At 70.1% G+C, this 16,896-nt stretch carries 13 protein-coding genes; 7 read left to right on the plus strand and 6 right to left on the minus strand.

All coding sequences use genetic code 11. The features are described 5' to 3' along the window. The first annotated feature begins 19 nt into the window (after nucleotides 1–19). Entirely contained in the window at nucleotides 20–748 is a 729-nt protein-coding gene (locus tag ACYVIO_RS16185; protein ID WP_460651582.1) for a FadR/GntR family transcriptional regulator, read from the plus strand. Next, on the plus strand, nucleotides 745–1,506 hold the full coding sequence (locus tag ACYVIO_RS16190; RefSeq protein ID WP_460651583.1) for a sulfite exporter TauE/SafE family protein: 762 nt from the start codon (nucleotides 745–747) through the stop codon (nucleotides 1,504–1,506). The genes ACYVIO_RS16185 and ACYVIO_RS16190 overlap by 4 nt, the downstream gene beginning before the upstream one ends. On the opposite strand, the gene ACYVIO_RS16195 is transcribed toward ACYVIO_RS16190, so the two are convergent. From ACYVIO_RS16195 to ACYVIO_RS16210, 4 genes are read right to left on the minus strand one after another with little or no spacing between them, the layout of a single operon-like run. Then, nucleotides 1,499–2,260: a hypothetical protein gene (locus ACYVIO_RS16195; RefSeq protein WP_460651584.1), complete on the minus strand. Its 762-nt coding sequence runs from the start codon at nucleotides 2,258–2,260 to the stop codon at nucleotides 1,499–1,501. The genes ACYVIO_RS16190 and ACYVIO_RS16195 overlap by 8 nt on opposite strands. Next, nucleotides 2,257–3,120, minus strand: coding sequence for an alpha/beta fold hydrolase (locus tag ACYVIO_RS16200; RefSeq protein ID WP_460651585.1), 864 nt, complete (start codon nucleotides 3,118–3,120; stop codon nucleotides 2,257–2,259). The genes ACYVIO_RS16195 and ACYVIO_RS16200 overlap by 4 nt, the downstream gene beginning before the upstream one ends. A gap of 5 nt (nucleotides 3,121–3,125) precedes the next feature. After that, complete coding sequence (locus ACYVIO_RS16205; RefSeq protein ID WP_460651586.1) at nucleotides 3,126–4,124, minus strand: YdcF family protein; 999 nt, start codon at nucleotides 4,122–4,124, stop codon at nucleotides 3,126–3,128. Continuing rightward, the gene (locus tag ACYVIO_RS16210) at nucleotides 4,121–5,092 is read right to left on the minus strand and encodes a phosphatase PAP2 family protein (protein ID WP_460651587.1); all 972 of its coding nucleotides are present in this window, start codon (nucleotides 5,090–5,092) and stop codon (nucleotides 4,121–4,123) included. Before ACYVIO_RS16210 ends, ACYVIO_RS16205 begins: the two co-directional genes overlap by 4 nt. Before the next feature lie 151 nt (nucleotides 5,093–5,243). Between ACYVIO_RS16210 and ACYVIO_RS16215 the strand changes: the two genes are divergently transcribed. Together ACYVIO_RS16215 and yicI are read left to right on the plus strand one after the other, a co-directional pair. Next, nucleotides 5,244–6,476, plus strand: coding sequence for a D-arabinono-1,4-lactone oxidase (locus ACYVIO_RS16215; protein ID WP_460651588.1), 1,233 nt, complete (start codon nucleotides 5,244–5,246; stop codon nucleotides 6,474–6,476). Nucleotides 6,477–6,696: 220 nt separating this feature from the next. After that, a complete protein-coding gene (gene yicI, locus ACYVIO_RS16220) occupies nucleotides 6,697–8,919 on the plus strand; it encodes an alpha-xylosidase (protein ID WP_460651589.1) in 2,223 nt (740 codons plus the stop codon). Here the strand turns inward: yicI and ACYVIO_RS16225 are convergent. Then, complete coding sequence (locus ACYVIO_RS16225; RefSeq protein WP_460651590.1) at nucleotides 8,916–11,765, minus strand: glycoside hydrolase family 3 C-terminal domain-containing protein; 2,850 nt, start codon at nucleotides 11,763–11,765, stop codon at nucleotides 8,916–8,918. The genes yicI and ACYVIO_RS16225 overlap by 4 nt on opposite strands. A 179-nt stretch (nucleotides 11,766–11,944) precedes the next feature. Then, on the minus strand, nucleotides 11,945–13,147 hold the full coding sequence (locus tag ACYVIO_RS16230; RefSeq protein ID WP_460651591.1) for an ROK family protein: 1,203 nt from the start codon (nucleotides 13,145–13,147) through the stop codon (nucleotides 11,945–11,947). Between the two features lie 157 nt (nucleotides 13,148–13,304). On the opposite strand from ACYVIO_RS16230, the gene ACYVIO_RS16235 reads away from it, so the two are divergent. Genes ACYVIO_RS16235 through ACYVIO_RS16245 form a run of 3 tightly spaced genes read left to right on the plus strand, consistent with a single transcriptional unit; the run spans nucleotide 13,305 to nucleotide 16,895 of the window. Continuing rightward, complete coding sequence (locus ACYVIO_RS16235; RefSeq protein ID WP_460651592.1) at nucleotides 13,305–14,972, plus strand: extracellular solute-binding protein; 1,668 nt, start codon at nucleotides 13,305–13,307, stop codon at nucleotides 14,970–14,972. Further along, complete coding sequence (locus tag ACYVIO_RS16240; RefSeq protein ID WP_460651593.1) at nucleotides 14,956–15,939, plus strand: ABC transporter permease; 984 nt, start codon at nucleotides 14,956–14,958, stop codon at nucleotides 15,937–15,939. Before ACYVIO_RS16235 ends, ACYVIO_RS16240 begins: the two co-directional genes overlap by 17 nt. After that, nucleotides 15,936–16,895 carry a carbohydrate ABC transporter permease gene (locus tag ACYVIO_RS16245; protein WP_460651594.1) on the plus strand — a complete coding sequence of 320 codons (960 nt, stop codon included), beginning with the start codon at nucleotides 15,936–15,938 and terminating at the stop codon, nucleotides 16,893–16,895. Before ACYVIO_RS16240 ends, ACYVIO_RS16245 begins: the two co-directional genes overlap by 4 nt. The last annotated feature ends 1 nt before the right edge of the window (nucleotide 16,896 follow it).

Consider the following 16,896-nt stretch of genomic DNA (forward strand, 5'->3'; position numbering starts at 1 on the left):
TGTCAATACATTGGTCCTCATGGACGACTCTCCGCGCTTTCCGCGTCCGGTGCTACGGACCCGCCTCTACGAGCAGGTCGCCGAGCAGATCACCGGATGGATCGCGGAGAACGGATTGAAGGCCGGTGATCGGCTGCCGCCCGAGCGGGAGCTCGCCGTCCGGCTCGGGGTGAGCCGGGCGACGCTGAGCCAGGCGCTGGTCGCGCTCGAGGTGATCGGCGTGGTCGTCGTACGGCACGGTGACGGAACGGTGCTGACCGAGCGGGCCCGGACGGCGCCGGTGATCGAGGCGATCCGGGCGCACGCCGACCGGCTGCCGGAGATCATCGAGGCCCGGGACGCGCTGGAGTCGAAGCTGGCGGCCTTGGCTGCCGTACGGCGGACTGACGCTGATGTGGTCGCGATCCAGGCGGCGCTGGCTGAGATGGAACGCGACATCGCGGCCGGTGGGCGCGGCGTCGAGGCGGACGAGCAGTTCCACGGCGCGGTCACGACGGCGGCGCGGTCGGAGCTGCTCGGACAGATGATGGCGGCGATCCACGACCTGATCCGGGAGACGCGGATCGAGTCGCTGTCGCAGCCCGGGCGGCCGAAGGACTCGCTCGCCGGGCACCGCAAGGTCGCCGAGGCGATCGTCGCGGGCGACCCGGTCGGCGCTTCGCAGGCGATGCACGAACACGTGTTGCTCGTCAGCGACGTCGCCCTGCTGCGTGAGCGGACCGTCGACCTTCCTGCTGAGCAGTCGTGACGGGCGCTGAGCACCTGATCGTCATCGCTGCCGGGCTCGCCGCAGGACTGTTGACGTCCACGGTCGGTGTGGCGTCGCTGGTCAGCTTCCCTGTCCTGGTTGCCCTGGGCATCCCGCCGGTGATCGCTAACGCGTCCAACACGGTCGGGATGATCCCGGCGGGCCTCGGTGGTTCCCTGGGCTACCGGCGCGAACTGCGCGAGCAGCCGGCCGTGACCTGGGTAGTGGTGGCCACGTGTGCGCTCGGCTCGATCGGCGGCGCCGTCCTGCTGCTCGCCCTGCCGCCCGGCGTCTTCGAAGCGATCGTCCCTTGGCTGATCCTGTTCACCTGCCTGCTGGTCGGCGCGACACCGACGATCTCCAAGTGGCTCAAGTCCCGGAAACCGCACGAGGTGGAACCGCGCACGAAGATGTCGCCGCTCACCACGTTCTTCGCCACGCTGACCGGCGTGTACGGCGGGTACTTCGGCGCCGGTTCCGGCGTGATGATGATGGCGGTGCTGGGCCTCGGGCTGGACCTCGACCTGCGGATCGTCAACGCGCTGAAGACCCTGGCGGTGATGGCCGCGAACGTCGTGGCCGGCCTGATCTTCGTCTTCGTCGCCGACCTCGACTACACCGCGGTCGGACTGCTCGCGATCGGCTCGATCGTCGGCGGTTACACCGGCGCGCACATCGGCCGGGTGCTCCCGCCGACGCTGCTCCGGATCCTGATCGTGCTGGCCGGCATCATCGCCGCGGTGACGATGCTCACCTGACCGGAGGAGTCAGCCCCTCGAGCAGGTCCGCGACCTCCTGGTCGTCGACCTTCTCGTACTTGCTGTTCTGCAACTCCTCCAGCGCGACCGCGGTCAGTCCGACGACGCCGGCCTTCGCGGCTTCGGCGAGCTTCGGGTCGCCTTCGGTCAACGCACCGAGGGGAGCAGCGGCACCCGCGAACGACACCAGTACGACGATCCGCAGCGCCGAGTCGAGGAACGCGTCCAGTTGCTCGTGATCGACCTGCCGAAGCTGCTCGCGCAGATCCTCCGCCTGCGCGATCGCTTCCTCGGTCGGCCCGGCGTACCCCCGCTCGGTCAGTCCGTCCAGGATCTCGGCGACGTCCTCGCCGTCGAGATCGAGGAACTCCGCCGCGGCATCCAGCGGCTTGTACGCCGTCGCCTCGACCAGCGACGGCACCGCCTCGATGACCCGCTCCCGCGCCTTCGCGTGCTCGACCCCGCGCAGCAGCAGCACGGCCGTCGTGAGGGCGACATCCAGATCCGTCACCACGTTCTTCAGTTCCCGCTCACCGTCCGAGCCCGCGGCGAGAGCAGCCGCCCGCTCCGACTCGTGCTCGAACAACCGCCGAGGCATCGGCACCGCCGCGATCACGGGCTGGAACGCACCCACGGACAACGCGGCCGTCCGGTCCACCGGCGCCTTCTCCCCAGGCTTGACCGGCGCACCGGCCCCCTTACCGGGCACCTTGAAGAAATCCTCACGCCGCGGACCACCAGAGGTAAGACTCACCCGTTCACCCTAACGAACTCACGCACGACGTCGGCGTACCGCTCGGGTTCCTCCGCCCAGACGAAGTGCCCCGACCGCTCGAACGTCTCGACCCGCGGCTCCCGGACAGCCCCGCGATAGGCAGCCACCGCCGCCTCCGGCGCCGCCGTGTCGGCAACCCCGCGCAGCAGCAAGGTCGGCTGCGAAAGCCCGCACAGCAAGGGGATCTTCGACTCGTACAGATCCGCGAACAGCACTCCATGGCTGAGCCCTCGCTCCCAGTACTCCGCCGGGAACCCCGCCGCCTCGCCCACCGCGACGAACTCCCGTCCGCGTGCGGCGTCGTACCAGAAGGTGTCCTGGAACCGCTCGCGCAACCCGAAGGCCAGCTCGTATGTCCGGTCCTCCGCGGTGATCCGCCGCTCCAGCCTGGCGATCCGCCGGCACTCCGCGGCCTGCTTGGGCTCGCCCGACGCGTCGTACAGGTTTGCGAAGATCGGCAGCCGTTGGCGGTCGGCGAGATCCATGTCCCAGGCGGGGCAGTCGAAGATCACCGCGCGCACCGACCTCGGGTACTGCGCGGCGTAGGCGACCGCGAAGTTGCCGCCGGCCGAGTGCCCGAGGATCGTCCAGCTATCGAACCCGAGGCGTTCGCGCAGCGCCTCGTAGTCCTCCAGCAGGACGGCGAGGTCGAGGCGATCGTCGGGTCCGAGCGCGGGTGAGCGGAGGACGCCGCGTTGGTCTACGGCGATCAGGCGAAGATCCGTCGAGAGCCGGTCGGCCTGGTAGTGCGTGAAGTGGTAGGAGCCGGCGCCGTGGCCGTGGACGTAGAGCAGCGGTGGGGTGTCGGGGGAGCCGTGCTGTTCGACGTACAGGTCCATACCGCTCAGATTAGGCGGGCGAAGGCGCTCAGGAAGATCAGGGCGACGATGATGCCGTTGGCGATCTTGTGGTCGACGAGGACGGCGATGAACTCGCGGATGGTGGCGCTGGGCCAGAAGTACAGCGCGGTGGGGGAGCCGAGGACCTGGCCGTTCACCTTGGCCTTGCGGGCGGTGAAGGCGGCGCGGAGGGCGTGGAAGTTGTTGGTGACGATCAGGCAGCGGTACTTCGGGTTCAGCTCGGTCATGATCTTGGCGCTGAAGGTGAGGTTCTCGAAGGTTGTCGTCGACTGGTCCTCGCGCAGTACGGCGTCCGCCGGTACGCCGTGGTCGATCAGGTAGTCGGCCATCGCGACCGACTCGGCGACCTCCTCGCCGGGGCCCTGACCACCTGAGGTGATCAGCAACGGCGTACGGCCCTTGTCGCGCTCCCTCTGCCAGACCGACTGCGCCTTGTCGAGCCGGCTGGCCAGCAGCGGCGGCACCCGGCGGCCGCGCAGGCCGGAACCGAGCACGACGATGAAGTCGGGCCGGCGGAAGAAGCGGATCCGCGCGTAGACGAACGCGTACGCCAGGAAGCAGACGAACAGGAACGACACGTAACCGAGCGTCCCGCCGATCGCGTCGCGGACCGCGGCCAGGAACGGCGAACCGGTCTTCAGGACCAGCACGCTGAAGATGCCGAAGGCAACGATTCCGAGTCCGGCCGCCAGCGACAGCAGGTTCGCCGGGCGACGGCCCTCGCGGCGCAGCATCACCACGCCGTTGCCGATCAGTGCGACCGTCAGTACCAATCCGGTCACCGGGATCATCACGAGCACCAGCACGATCAGCCAGCGGGCGGCTGTCTCGTTGATCGCGTCCAGTGCGAAGACCGTGCCGATGCCGGCGAAGAACACCGTCATCACCAGGTAGATGCCGTTGCGCAGCACCCGCCGGTCGCGCAGGAAGCTGATCACGAACAGCACGAACCAGAACGCCGCGATCCCGAACCCGAAGATCATCCGCGGGCCTGCACACTCTTCGCGCCGGAGCCGGAGCCGGGCCCGCCGGTCGCTGTCCGCGCCGAGCCGCTGGACCCGTCTGCCGTACGCGCCGGTGCGTCGACCGGCAGCGGTCGAGCGACCTCCAGCCGGCGCCAGCTGGCCCAGAAGATCAGCGCGCTGATCGCCGACCCGGCCGACGCCAGCGCACCGGCGCCGAGGTAGAGCGGCCACTGGCTCTCGGCGATCGCCTGCTGCAGCCCTTCACCGACGAGCGGGACACCCCACAGAACTCCGCCGAGCACGAGCCAGGCGGCGACGTACAGGCAGGTCAGTACGACGAAGACGACGCGCGGGACGTACCGCTTGCCGTCGTACGGCCGCACGAGACCGCGGCGAGACAGCCACCACGACGCCAGGCAGGCCAGACCGAGCGCGACCGCGTCGGCGGCGATCGTGTCGGACAGCCGGTGCCACTTCGCGGTCAGCGTGTACGCGCCGATCCCGGTCGCCCAGCTCAGGGTCAGGAACATCGCCCACCCGCGCCACCGGTACGGGACGACGATCAGCGCGGCGAACAGCACGGTCATCGCGATCGTGGTGTGGCCGCTCGGCAGGCTGTTGCCTTTGAAGTCGCCGGTGACGTCGACCAGCTCGGGGCGGACCAGCAGGAAACGCTTGAGGCCCTGGGTGACGACCTGGCCGGCGAAGATCACGCCGACCGCGGCGACCGCGAGGTCGAGCCGGCGGCGCAGCAGCCCGATCAGGCCGATCAGCACGCAGGCGCCGATCAGCGAGTAGAGGGTGATCTGGTCCAGAGCGTTGTTGGCGGCAACGAGCTCGCTGCGGTTCGCGGAGTCGTCGGCACCACGCAGGACCGCGTTCTCGAGTTCCTGGCCGGTCTTCGTGCAGACGGCGAGCAGGTACGTCGCGACCAGCGTCACCGCGGAGGCCCCCGCGATCAGCAACCAGCGCCGAGGGGGTGCCACGCTACGTGTCTCCTTGATCACCGGCGGATGCGAGCGGTCGTATCAAACCATGGACAGCACAGGCCGCCGCGCGCTGGCTCGCCGCAGGTGGCGGAAACTTGTCGGGAAGTGATGTGGAAGGCTCGGGGTGGATCTCGGCGAGAGGAACCGGATGAAGAACTGGGCAGGCAACATCACGTTCTCCGCGCAGGACTTGCAGCGGCCGCGATCGGTCGAGGAACTGCAGGAACTCGTCGGCGGCAGCGAGCGGGTGCGGGTGCTCGGCACCGGGCACTCGTTCAACCGGATCGCCGACACCGCGGGGACACTGGTCTCGGTGCTCGACCTGCCGAAGACGATCGAGATCGCGGGGGACCGTCGCAGCGTGCGGGTCGCCGGCGGACTCCGGTACGGCGAGGTGACGGCCGCGTTGCAGGCCGACGGGCTCGCGCTGCACAACCTCGGGTCGCTGCCGCACATCTCGGTCGCGGGCGCCTGCTCGACGGGGACGCACGGCTCCGGCGACACGAACGGGACGCTCGCGTCGGCCGTCGTACGGATCGAGTTCGTGAGCGCGGACGGCTCGCTGGTGGCGCTCGACAGAACCGATCCGGACTTCGACGGCGCGGTCGTCGCGCTCGGGGCGCTGGGCGTGACGACGCATCTCACGCTCGCGGTCGAGCCGTCGTACGAGATCAGCCAGGTCGTGTACGACGGCCTGCCGGTCGAGCGGCTGGGTTCGTCCTTCGACGAGGTGTTCGGCAGCGCGTACAGCGTGAGCGCGTTCACCGACTGGGTCGATCCTGAGGTGATGGTCTGGCGCAAGGCCAAGCAGATCGCCCTGGAGCCCGAGTGGCTCGGCGCGCGGCTGGCCGACGGCGCTCGCCACCCGATCAAGACGATGCCCGCCGACTTCGCCACCCAGCAGGGCGGCGTGCCCGGTCCGTGGAACGCGCGGCTCCCGCACTTCCGCCTCGAGTTCACGCCGTCGAACGGCGAGGAGCTGCAGTCGGAGTACTTCGTCGAGCGCGCCCAGGCCGCCGCCGCGATCGACCAGATGCGTGCCCTGGGCAACGAAATGGCGCCGGTCATCCAGGTGTCCGAGCTCCGTACGATCGCCGCCGACACCTTGTGGCTCAGCCCGAGCCAGGGGCGCGACACCGTCGCCTTCCACTTCACCTGGATCCAGGACGAGGCCGCGGTCCGCCCGGTCGTCGAGTCCCTGGAGAACGCGCTGCTCCCGCTGGGCGCGCGACCGCACTGGGGCAAGGTCTTCGCCGCCGACGCCGCCACCCTGCAGGTCTGCTACCCGAAGGTTCCGGACTTCACCGAACTGGCCAAACGCCACGATCCCGAGGGTAAGTTCCGGAACGACTACTTGAACACCTACCTCCCGCTCAGCTGACGGCGCTTTCTGCCCGCTCGGCCGACAGCGCTACCTCCCGCTCGGCTGACGGCGCTTTCTGCCCGCTCGGCTGACAGTGTTACCGCGTGCTCGGCGGACAGCGCTTCTGCTCGCTGGGCGGGCGGGGCATTGACGGCGCGGGGGTGCTCTCCTACGGTTTGTCGAAACGCTTCGACAATCGGCTGTGCGGCCGAGCCGCGTCCAGGTAGAGAGGCAGTCGATGAAGTTCACTGACGGCTACTGGCAGCTGCGGGCGGGGTTGACGCGGTTGCGCCCGGCCGCGGTCGAGAGTGTCGAGGCCTCCGAGCGGTCCCTCGTCGTCTACGCCCCGGCCAAGCAGATCGTCGGCCGGGGCGACACCCTGAACCAGCCCTTGTTCACGGTCACGCTCAGCTCGCCGGCTCCCGACGTGATCGGTGTGAAGATCGAGCACCACAGCGGCGGGCTGCCGCCGCGGCCCGCGTTCGAGTTGACCACCGGCGACGATCATCCGGTGAAGGTCGAGGTCGGACGGGAGACCGCGCGGCTGACCAGCGGCGACCTGACCGCCGTGGTCCAGCTCGACGGCCCGTGGGACCTGCGCTTCGAGCGGGACGGCAAGCCGCTGACCGGTTCCAGCGCCCGCAGCATCGGGCTGATCACCGACCCGGAGGGCCGGCAGTTCCTGCACGAGCAGCTCGCGCTCGGCGTCGGCGAGACGGTGTACGGCCTCGGCGAGCGGTTCGGTCCGCTGGTGAAGAACGGCCAGGTGATCGACATCTGGAACGCCGACGGCGGGACCTCCAGCGAGCAGGCGTACAAGAACGTGCCGTTCTACCTGAGCAGCACCGGGTACGGCGTGCTGGTGGACACCCCGGCGCACGTGTCGTTCGAGGTCGGCTCGGAGGTGGTCTCCCGCAACCAGTTCAGCGTCGAGGACCAGCAGCTGACCTACTACGTGATCGGCGGTCCGGAACCGAAGGACGTCCTGCGTCGCTACACCGCGCTCACCGGGCGCCCGGCCCGCGTCCCGGCCTGGTCGATGGGCCTGTGGCTGTCGACCTCGTTCACGACCGACTACACCGAGGAGACGACGAGCAGCTTCGTCGAGGGGATGGCGTCGCGCGACCTGCCGCTGAGCGTCTTCCACTTCGACTGCTTCTGGATGCGCCAGTTCCACTGGTGCGACTTCCTCTGGGACCCGGTCGCGTTCCCCGATCCGGCCGGGATGGTCCGGCGGCTGAAGGACCGCGGGCTGCGGGTGAGTCTGTGGATCAACCCGTACATCGCCCAGCGCTCGGTGCTGTTCGAGGAGGGGCGCCGGCTCGGCTACCTGCTGAAGCGCCCCGACGGCTCGGTCTGGCAGTGGGACCTGTGGCAGGCCGGGATGGCGATCGTCGACTTCACCAACCCGGCCGCGACGGCGTGGTTCCGGTCCAAGCTGCAGGCGCTGCTCGACCTCGGCGTGGACTGTTTCAAGACCGACTTCGGCGAACGGATCCCGGCCGAGGACGTGGTCTGGTACGACGGGTCGGACCCGCGCCGGATGCACAACTATTACCCGCACCTCTACAACCGGGCCGTGTTCGACCTGCTGACCGAGCAGCGCGGCGAAGGTGACGCCGTCCTGTTCGCGCGGTCGGCGACGGTCGGCGGCCAGCAGTTCCCGGTGCACTGGGGTGGCGACTGCGAGTCGACCTTCGAGGCGATGGCCGAGTCGTTGCGCGGCGGCCTCTCGCTGGCGTCGTCGGGATTCGGCTACTGGAGCCACGACATCGGCGGGTTCGAGGGCACGCCGGACGCCGCGGTGTTCAAGCGCTGGGTGCCGTTCGGACTGCTGTCGTCGCACTCGCGCCTGCACGGGTCCAGCTCGTACCGGGTGCCGTGGGCCTTCGACGAGGAAGCTGTCGGCGTACTGCGGAAGTTCACCAAGCTGAAGCTGTCGCTGATGCCGTACCTGGCCGCGATCGCCGAACAGGCCCACACCACCGGTACGCCGATGATGCGGCCGATGGTGCTGGAGTTCCCTGCCGATCCCGGCGTCGCCTACCTGGAACGCCAGTACATGCTCGGCCCCGACCTGCTGGTGGCGCCGGTGATGAGCCAGGACGGCGAGGTCCGCTTCTACCTTCCCGAGGGGAACTGGACGCACCTGCTGACCGGCGAGCGGTTGGCCGGGAGTCGTTGGGTGACCGAGACGCACGGCTTCGACAGCCTGCCGGTGCTGGTCCGGGAAGGTGCCGTGATCGCGGTGGGTGCGGTGGACGACCGCCCGGACTACGACTGGGCTGACGGCGTCGAGCTGCGCTGGTTCGCGCCGTCCGAGGGGCAGTCCCAGCGGGTCGGCCTGCCCGGGCCGAACGGTGCGACCGTCGCGACGATCGAGCTGACCCTGACGGACGGGCAACCGGTCGCACGGGTACTCGAAGGCACCTGCGACCGGTTCACCGTCACCGTGGTCTAGGCAGAGAGAAACGTCAGCTTCTCCAGCGAGATCGCCTCGCTGGAGAAGACGACGTACAGGGCCCGTACGCCGTCGGCCTGCGCGAGGGCGGCGACCTGGTCGGTCCAGCTGTGGCGATGGCCGGTCGGCGGCACCGTGATCGTGCCCAGCAGGGCGCCGTGCAGCGGGTCGTCGAGCCGGAGCTCGAGCGACGCCGGGCCGGGTCCTTCCGACCCGACGGTGGCGACGCAGCGGCCGTACCCGGTCGTCAGGTCGACGTCCTCGAACAGCAGCCACGCCCCGGCTTCCAGCGACCGTACGGCGTCGCCGCGAACCGGTGTCGCGTCGGTGAGCGTCACCGCGCAGTACTCGTCGAAGCCCGTCGCGGCCAGGGGGGCGGCGCCGACGTTCCTGGGCGGGATGCGCTCGCCGTGCACGTCGAAGGAGGCCGTCAGCCGGGTGTCCGTGCAGGATCGCCCGACCAGGACGCTGTACCTGGCCGTCTCGACGCAGGGCCGGTTCCTGGTGACGTCGAAGTGCGCGAGGTCCGCCGCCGGGAGCGCGAACTCGACCTCGATGCTCTCCCCGGCAGCCAGCGAGATTCGCCGGAAGTCGCGCAGCTGCCGCAGCGGCTGCTTGCTCCGGGAGCGCTGCTGGTGCGTGTACAGCTGGACCACTTCCCGGCCGGCCTTGGCACCGGTGTTGGTGACGGTCAGGCTCACCAGGAGCTCGCCGTCGGCCGGTACGGAGGCGGAGCTCAGGCGTAGGTCGGAGTACGCGAACGTGGTGTAGCTCAGGCCGTGGCCGAACGGGTAGAGCGGAGTTCCCCGGTAGTACAGGTACGTCGCGTCGGTGGCGATGATGTCGTAGTCGAGCAGGTCGGGAAGGTCCGCGGCCGACCGGTACCAGGTCTGCGGCAGCCGTCCGGCGGGGTCCGCGTCGCCGAACAGTACGTCGGCCAGCGCGCGTCCGTACTCCTGACCGCCGTGCGCTGACCACAGCACCGCGGGGAGCTGCCGGTCGGCCCACTCCACCGCGAACGGGTAGCTGCTGGACATCACCAGCACTGTCCTGGCGTTGGCCTCCTGAACCGCCCGGACCAGCCGCTCCTGGCCGGCCGGCAGGTCCAGTGACTCGCGGTCCTCGGTCTCCCGGCCGTTCACCAGCGGATGGTTGCCTGCGACAACGATCGCGACGTCGGCCCGGGCCGCCAGTGCGGCCGCCTGGGCGGCGCCGTCGACCAGGGTCTCCAGCGTGAAGGTCGTCGCCGAGCCCACGTCCTCGGCGGTGGCCGTGACCGACCCGTCGGCGTTCACGACGACGTACCGGTTGCCGGTACGGTGCCGCAGGATCGCGTGCGTCTCGCCGGTCAGGTGCAGCTCGAAGGTCTCGTTGACGACCCAGCTGCTCGGCCCGGGGTGATCGGCGCGCAGGGAACCGTTGTCGGTCACCGTGACGTACGACCCGGTCTGCACCGAGCGCAGCGTCCAGGCGCCGCCGCCCCAGTCGAACAGGTCGAAGCCGCCGGCCGGGCCGAGTCCGAGGACGCCGTCCTCGCCTGCGCTCAGGCAGCCGTCCGGCGTCCGCAACTCGATCCGGTCGACGCCCTCGCAGAAGTCGACCGCGTCCGCCCCGAGGCGTTCGACCAGGCCGTCGCGGGCGGTGACCCGGTACGGCAGGGTGCCGGAGTACCAGTCCTCGTACAGCGTGTCGGCGAGCGGTCCGACGATCGCCACCCGGCCGGTGGTCGCGGAGTCCAGCGGCAGCAGGTGGCACTCGTGCTTCAGCAGCACGATCGACTGCCGCGCGGCCTCCTGCGCCAGCTGTCGATGCGCAGGGCAACCGACGACGTCGTCCCCGAGGTCGGCGTACGGATCGAGCTCGGGCGGGTCGAACTCGCCCAGCCGGAACCGCACGGCCAGCGCGTGCCGTACGGCGTCGTCGATGTCGGACTCGGTCAGCAGGCGCCGCTCCAGCGCGTCGGTCAGGTGCCGCACGGACGGGCCGGCGTCGCTGTCGTCCTGCGTGAAGCTGTCGATGCCCGCCTTCAGCGCCGCGGCGTACGCCGACGGGCCGTCGGGGTGGTAGCCCTGCAGCCCGACCAGATTCGCGGGCGCGCCGGCGTCGCTCACGACCAGCAGATCGTCCTCGGTCCAGCCGCGCAGCACGTCGTTGATCAGCGGGCTCAGATGGGCGGGCCGTCCGTTCACCAGGTTGTACGACGGCATCACCGCGACCGCGGCGCCGGCCTCGATCGGAGCCCGGAAGGCCGGCAGCTCGTAGTCGTGCAGCACCCGCGGCGGCAGGTTGCTCGAGGTCGTGCACCGGTCGGTTTCGTTGTTGTAGGCAAGGAAATGTTTCAGCGTCGGCGCGGTCTTCAACGGGCCGGGCGCGGTCCCGGTCAGGCCGCGGCCGTAGGCGACTGCCAGCTTGCCGGTCAGCCAGGGGTCCTCCGAGTAGCCCTCCTCGTTGCGGCCCCAGCGCGGGTCGCGCAGCGGGTTCACCACCGGCGCCCAAACGTTCAGGCCGACCGCGGTCCGGTCGCGGTGGTGGAACGCGCGCACCTCGTCGCCGACCGCGGAGCCGACCGCCTCGACCAGGTCGGTGTTCCAGCTGGTCGCGAGGCCGATCGCCTGAGGGAACACCGTGGCGGGACCGAGCCAGGCGACACCGTGCAGGGCCTCGGTCCCGGTCCGGAAGGACGCCAGACCCAGCCGCGGTACGGCGCCCTGGTGCTGGTGGAGCAGGCCCAGCTTCTCGGCGAGCGTCAGCCGTTCGAGCAGGTCGCCGACGCGCTCCGGCAGCTTGCGGGCCGGGTCGCGGAACGGGGGAGGAGAGGTGGGCGGCGTGCTGGGCGGGGAGGTCATCGTGATCGGGCTCCGGGGCGCTCGGCCGTCTGCCGACGGAAAGGCGGTCGAAGCGCTTCGACAATCAGCTCGGGGAGGGCGGAAGGGCAGTCATCGAAGCGCTTCGATCAGAAGGTGTCTCAGAGCGTCGCACCCCGGGCGCGGGTGGTCAAGATCTCAGCGCGAGTACTGGTGGTGGTTCAGCCGGTGGCGACCGGCAGGCGGCCGGAGTCGAGGCGGTCGAGGGAGCGGGCGACGGCGCCGATCGACGTGGCGTCGTGGCCGAAGGCCGAGGCGACGACCTTGCACCGGCCGTTGGCTGCGACCAGGGCGCCCTCGGCCAGTTCCTGCTCGATCGCGGGCGCCAGCCAGCGACCGAGGGCCGCGTAGGAACCGCCGAGGACGACCAATTCGGGGTCGAGCAGGTCGACCAGCACGGAGATGCCCTGGCCGAGCAGGCCGCCGACCTCCTTCAGGGTCTTCAGGGTCGGTGCGTCACCATCCTCGGCCCGCCGGACCAGTTGGTCGGTCCGCAGTTGCGGGTCCGACTCCGGATCGTCGGTGGGATCGAGTCGGGCGAGGATCGCCGGCAGGCCGGCCATCGCTTCCAGACAGCCGCGCCGCCCGCAACCGCACAACGGCCCGTCCGGCTGGATCCGCAGGTGGCCGATCTCCCCGACGTACCCGTGCCGTCCGCGCAGCGGCCGGCCGTCGCAGATCACGCCCGCGCCGACGCCGGTGTCGCCGGACAGCTGGATCAGGTCCGCGGTGCCGGCGTACTCGCCGTACCGGTGCTCGGCCAGGGCGCCGAGGTTCGCGTCGTTGTCCACCAGCACCGGGAAGGCCGGGCGGCCGAGAGCCGCGACCAGGTCGGCGCGCAACGGCACGTCGTGCCAGCCGAGTCCCGCCGCCAGGACGACGGTCCCCTCCCGGTCGACCAGGGCCGGTACGCCGACGGTGAGCCCGAGGACGTCGCGCCCGGAGGAGTGCACCGCCGAGATCGCGCGGCGAGCCAGCGCGGCCACCGCGGCGATCGTCTTGGCCGGGGTCGCGCCGGTGCCCGGGCCGGACCGGTGCCAGCGCAGCAGCTGCCCGCCGGCTGAGTCGTAGGCGATCGCGGTCAGCCCGCGGGCGCTGATCTCCATCCCGATCGCCGCGTACGCCGAACCGTCGAGCACCAGCAAGGTGGCCGGCCGTCCGACGTGGTTCTGGGTCTGCTCGGTCTCGCGGGCCAGCCGCTGGGTGATCAGGTCGGCGACGATGCTGGTGACGGTGGCCTTGTTCAGCCCGGTGCCGGTGGCGATCGCGGCCCGTGAGCAGGGCGCGTGGGCGCGCAGGTGGCCGAGCACGGCGGCGAGGTTCGTGGCGCGGACGTCGGTGTGGTCCGCGGTGTGAGGGGTCAAGGTCCGTCCTCTTCGGCTCGGTCGGCGCGGGGTGTGGTGCGCCTGGGTCAGTTCTACACCTTGTGGCGGCTGCGGTCCTGCGTTAATTTGTTTGGCTACTAGCCCAACTAATTCTACCCGGAACGGTCGCTCGTTCCCAGTCGGAAGGGATCTCCCCGTGATCGCACCCGCAGGCGGCTCACCCAGCCGCCGGACCTTTCTCTCCCTGCTCGGCGCCGGTGCGGCCGTCGCGACCAGCGGCACCGCTCTGACCGCCTGCTCGAACGACGGCGCCGGGTCGTCGACCAGCGGCCGGGCCGAGACCGAGGACAAGCTGACCGGGCTGCTGCCGACGTACGTCGCGTACGAGCCGGTCAAGCCGGACCTGCCGGGCAGCAACGGCGCGTCGCCGGGGTTCACCAAGTACCCGTCCGAGCTGAAGCGCGCCCTGCCGGACAAGGCGGTGACCAGCGGCAAGGAGGTCAGCGCGATGACCCCGCTGTGGGGTCCGCTGCCGCCCGGCCTGGGCAACAACTCCTACTTCGACGCCAACAACGAGCGGATCGGCGCGCCGGTCCGGTTCAACGTCGTCAACGGCAACGAGTACGGCGACAAGCTCGGCCCGGTGCTGGCGGCCGGCAACGTCCCGGAGCTGCTGTGCGTTCCGGGCTGGGAGATCGCCGGCCAGACCCGGTTCGGCCAGGCGGTCGACACGCTCTTCGAGGACCTCACCCCGTACCTGGCCGGCGACAAGGCGGCGGCGTACCCGATGCTCGCGAACCTGCCGACTCGCGCCTGGGCGTACGGCGTGTGGAACTCGCAGCTCAAGGCGGTCCCTTTCCCGGGAGTGGGACTGCCCTGGGCGCTGTACTACCGCAAGGACCTGTTCACCAGGCTGGGCGCGGAGCCGCCGAAGAACGCCGACGATGTCCTTGCCTTGGGCAAGGAGCTGACCGACGCCAAGGCGAACCGCTGGGCGTTCGGCTCGATCGTGGACGAGATGGCCCGGGCCTTCGGCGCACCGGCGGGCTGGCGCAAGGACTCCAGCGGCAAGCTCGTGCAGAAGATCGAGACGCCGGAGTTCGAGGAGGCGGTGGCCTTCACCCGCAAGCTGTTCCAGTCGGGGTACGTGCACCCCACCGTGGTGGGCAACGCGGGCGCCGACCAGAAGCCGCTGTTCGAGGGCGGCCAGGTCTTGGTGTACCAGGACGGCACGGGGTCCTGGGCCGAGGCGCTGCAGCGGCAGCTGCCGATCAACCCGTCGTTCGAGATGCAGGCGGTGATGCCGTTCGCCCACGACGGTGGCGACGCGATCGTCTGGGGCGGTGACCCGGCGAACATCTTCACCTTCGTCAAGAAGGGCCTCGGCGAGGCGCGGATCAAGGAGCTGCTCGGCGTCCTGAACTACACCGCGGCGCCGTTCGGGACCGAGGAGTACCAGCTGGCGGCGTACGGCGTGGAGGGCAAGCACTACACGAAGGAGAGCTCCGGCGCCCCGAAGCTGACCGCGCTGGGCTCGAAGGAGGTCGCGAACACCTACATCTTCCTCGGTGGGCGGCCGTCGGCGCACACGCAGAGCCAGTACCCCGGCTACGTCCAGGCGATGAGCGCCTGGGAGAACGAGTCCTGCAAGCGGATGGAGAAGAACCCGTTCGAAGGCATCCGGGTCGAGGCGCCGTCCAAGCTGGCCGGCCTGAACCAGCCGTTCGACGACAAGCTGCAGGACATCCTCCGGGGGCGGCGTCCGGTGTCGGAGCTCAAGACGGCGGTGGAGGCCTGGCGGTCCGGAGGCGGGAACGAGGGCCGCGACTTCTACGCGAAGGTGCTCAGTGACAACGGTCGATGAGGTCAGGACGCCGACCGCGCAGCAGCCGGCGCCGGCGCCGGGACCGCGCCGGACCCGCCCGCACTGGCGGGTCCGGTTCCGGCGGGACTGGCCGCTGCTGCTGATGGTCGCCCCGGTGATCGTCCTGCTGCTGCTCTTCCACTACCTGCCGACGCTCGGCAACGTGATCGCCTTCCAGGACTACTCGCCGTACGTCGGGATCCGCGACAGCGAGTTCATCGGCCTGGCCAACTTCAGCCGGATGTTCGGCGACGGCGCGTTCTGGTCGGCGCTGGTCAACACGCTCACGATCACGGCGTTCCAGCTGATCTTCTTCTTCCCGATCCCGATCCTGCTCGCGCTGCTGCTGAACAGCGTGCTGTCGGTCCGGGTGCGGACCTTCATCCAGGGCGTCGTCTACCTGCCGCACTTCTTCTCGTGGGTGCTGGTCGTGTCGCTGTTCCAGCAGATGATCGGCGGGGCCGGGCTGCTCGCGCAGAGCCTGCGCGCCAACGGGTTCCAGGCCGTCGACCTGATGACGAACCCCGACAGCTTCATCCTGCTGGTGACCGCGCAGGCGATCTGGAAGGACGCGGGCTGGGGGATGATCGTCTTCCTCGCCGCCCTGAGCACCATCAACCCCGCGCTGTACGAGGCCGCCGCGGCCGACGGCGCGAACCGGTGGCGGCGGCTGTGGCACATCACGCTGCCGGGCCTGCGCCCGGTCATCGTGCTGCTGCTCATCCTGCGGCTGGGCGACGCGCTCACCGTCGGCTTCGAGCAGTTCATCCTGCAGCGCCAGGCCGTCGGTGCCGGCGCGTCCGAGGTGCTGGACACCTACGTGTACTTCGAGGGCCTGCTGGTCGGCGACTTCGGGTACGGCGCGGCCGCCGGACTGTTCAAGGGACTGGTCGGCCTCGTGCTGGTGCTGGCCGCCAACAAATTCGCCCATCTGGTGGGCGAGCAGGGGGTGTACTCGCGCTCATGAGCTCACAAGCCGTCAAGCCGCCGGCCGGTTCACTGTTCCGGCCGGGACGTCATCCGGACCGGCCGGTCTGGGAGGAAGAGCCCACGTTGGTCGGCCGGCTGGGCAAGCCGGTCGTCCTGGCCCTGGTCTTCCTGGTCGTCGCCTTCCCGCTGTACGTCGTGGTCGTCACCAGCCTGTCCTCCACCGAAGCCGTGACGCGGGCGGGTGGGCTGGTCGTCGTACCGCGTGAGCTGACCCTGGCCGCGTACGTCCAGCTGCTCTCGGGTGGCGTCGTCACCCGGGCTCTGGTGATCAGCACGGTGATCACGGTCGTCGGTACGGCGTTCAGTCTGCTGATCACCGTGCTCGCGGCGTACGGGCTGTCCCGGCCGGCATCGCTGTGGCACCGGCCGCTGCTGTTCGTCGTACTGCTCACTTTTCTGTTCGGGCCGGGCATCATCCCGAGCTACCTGCTGGTGAACTCGCTCGGCCTGATCGACAGCTACGCGTCGCTGATCCTGCCCACCGCGATCTCCGCGTTCAACCTGATCGTGATGCGGGCGTTCTTCATGGGCATCCCGGGCGAGCTGATCGACAGCGCGCGGATCGACGGCGCCGGCGAGTTCGCCGTACTGACCCGGATCGTGATGCCGCTGTCGAAGGCGGTGGTCGCCGTGGTCGGGCTGTTCTACGCGGTCGGCTACTGGAACGCGTTCTTCAACGCGATGCTCTACCTGAACGACAACACCAAGTGGCCGTTGCAGCTGGTCCTGCGGACCTACATCGTCCAGGCGCAGGTGCTGCCGAGCGGCGCCGGCGGCGTCACCTCCAGCCCGGCACTCGGCCTCGCGCCGGCGCCGAGCCTGGCGATCAAGATGGCCATCGTGGTGCTCGCCGTGATCCCGGTCCTGCTCGTCTACCCGTTCATCCAGAAGCACTTCACCAAGGGCGTCATCATCGGCGCGGTCAAGGGCTGAA

The sequence above is a fragment of the Kribbella endophytica genome (assembly GCF_054781295.1).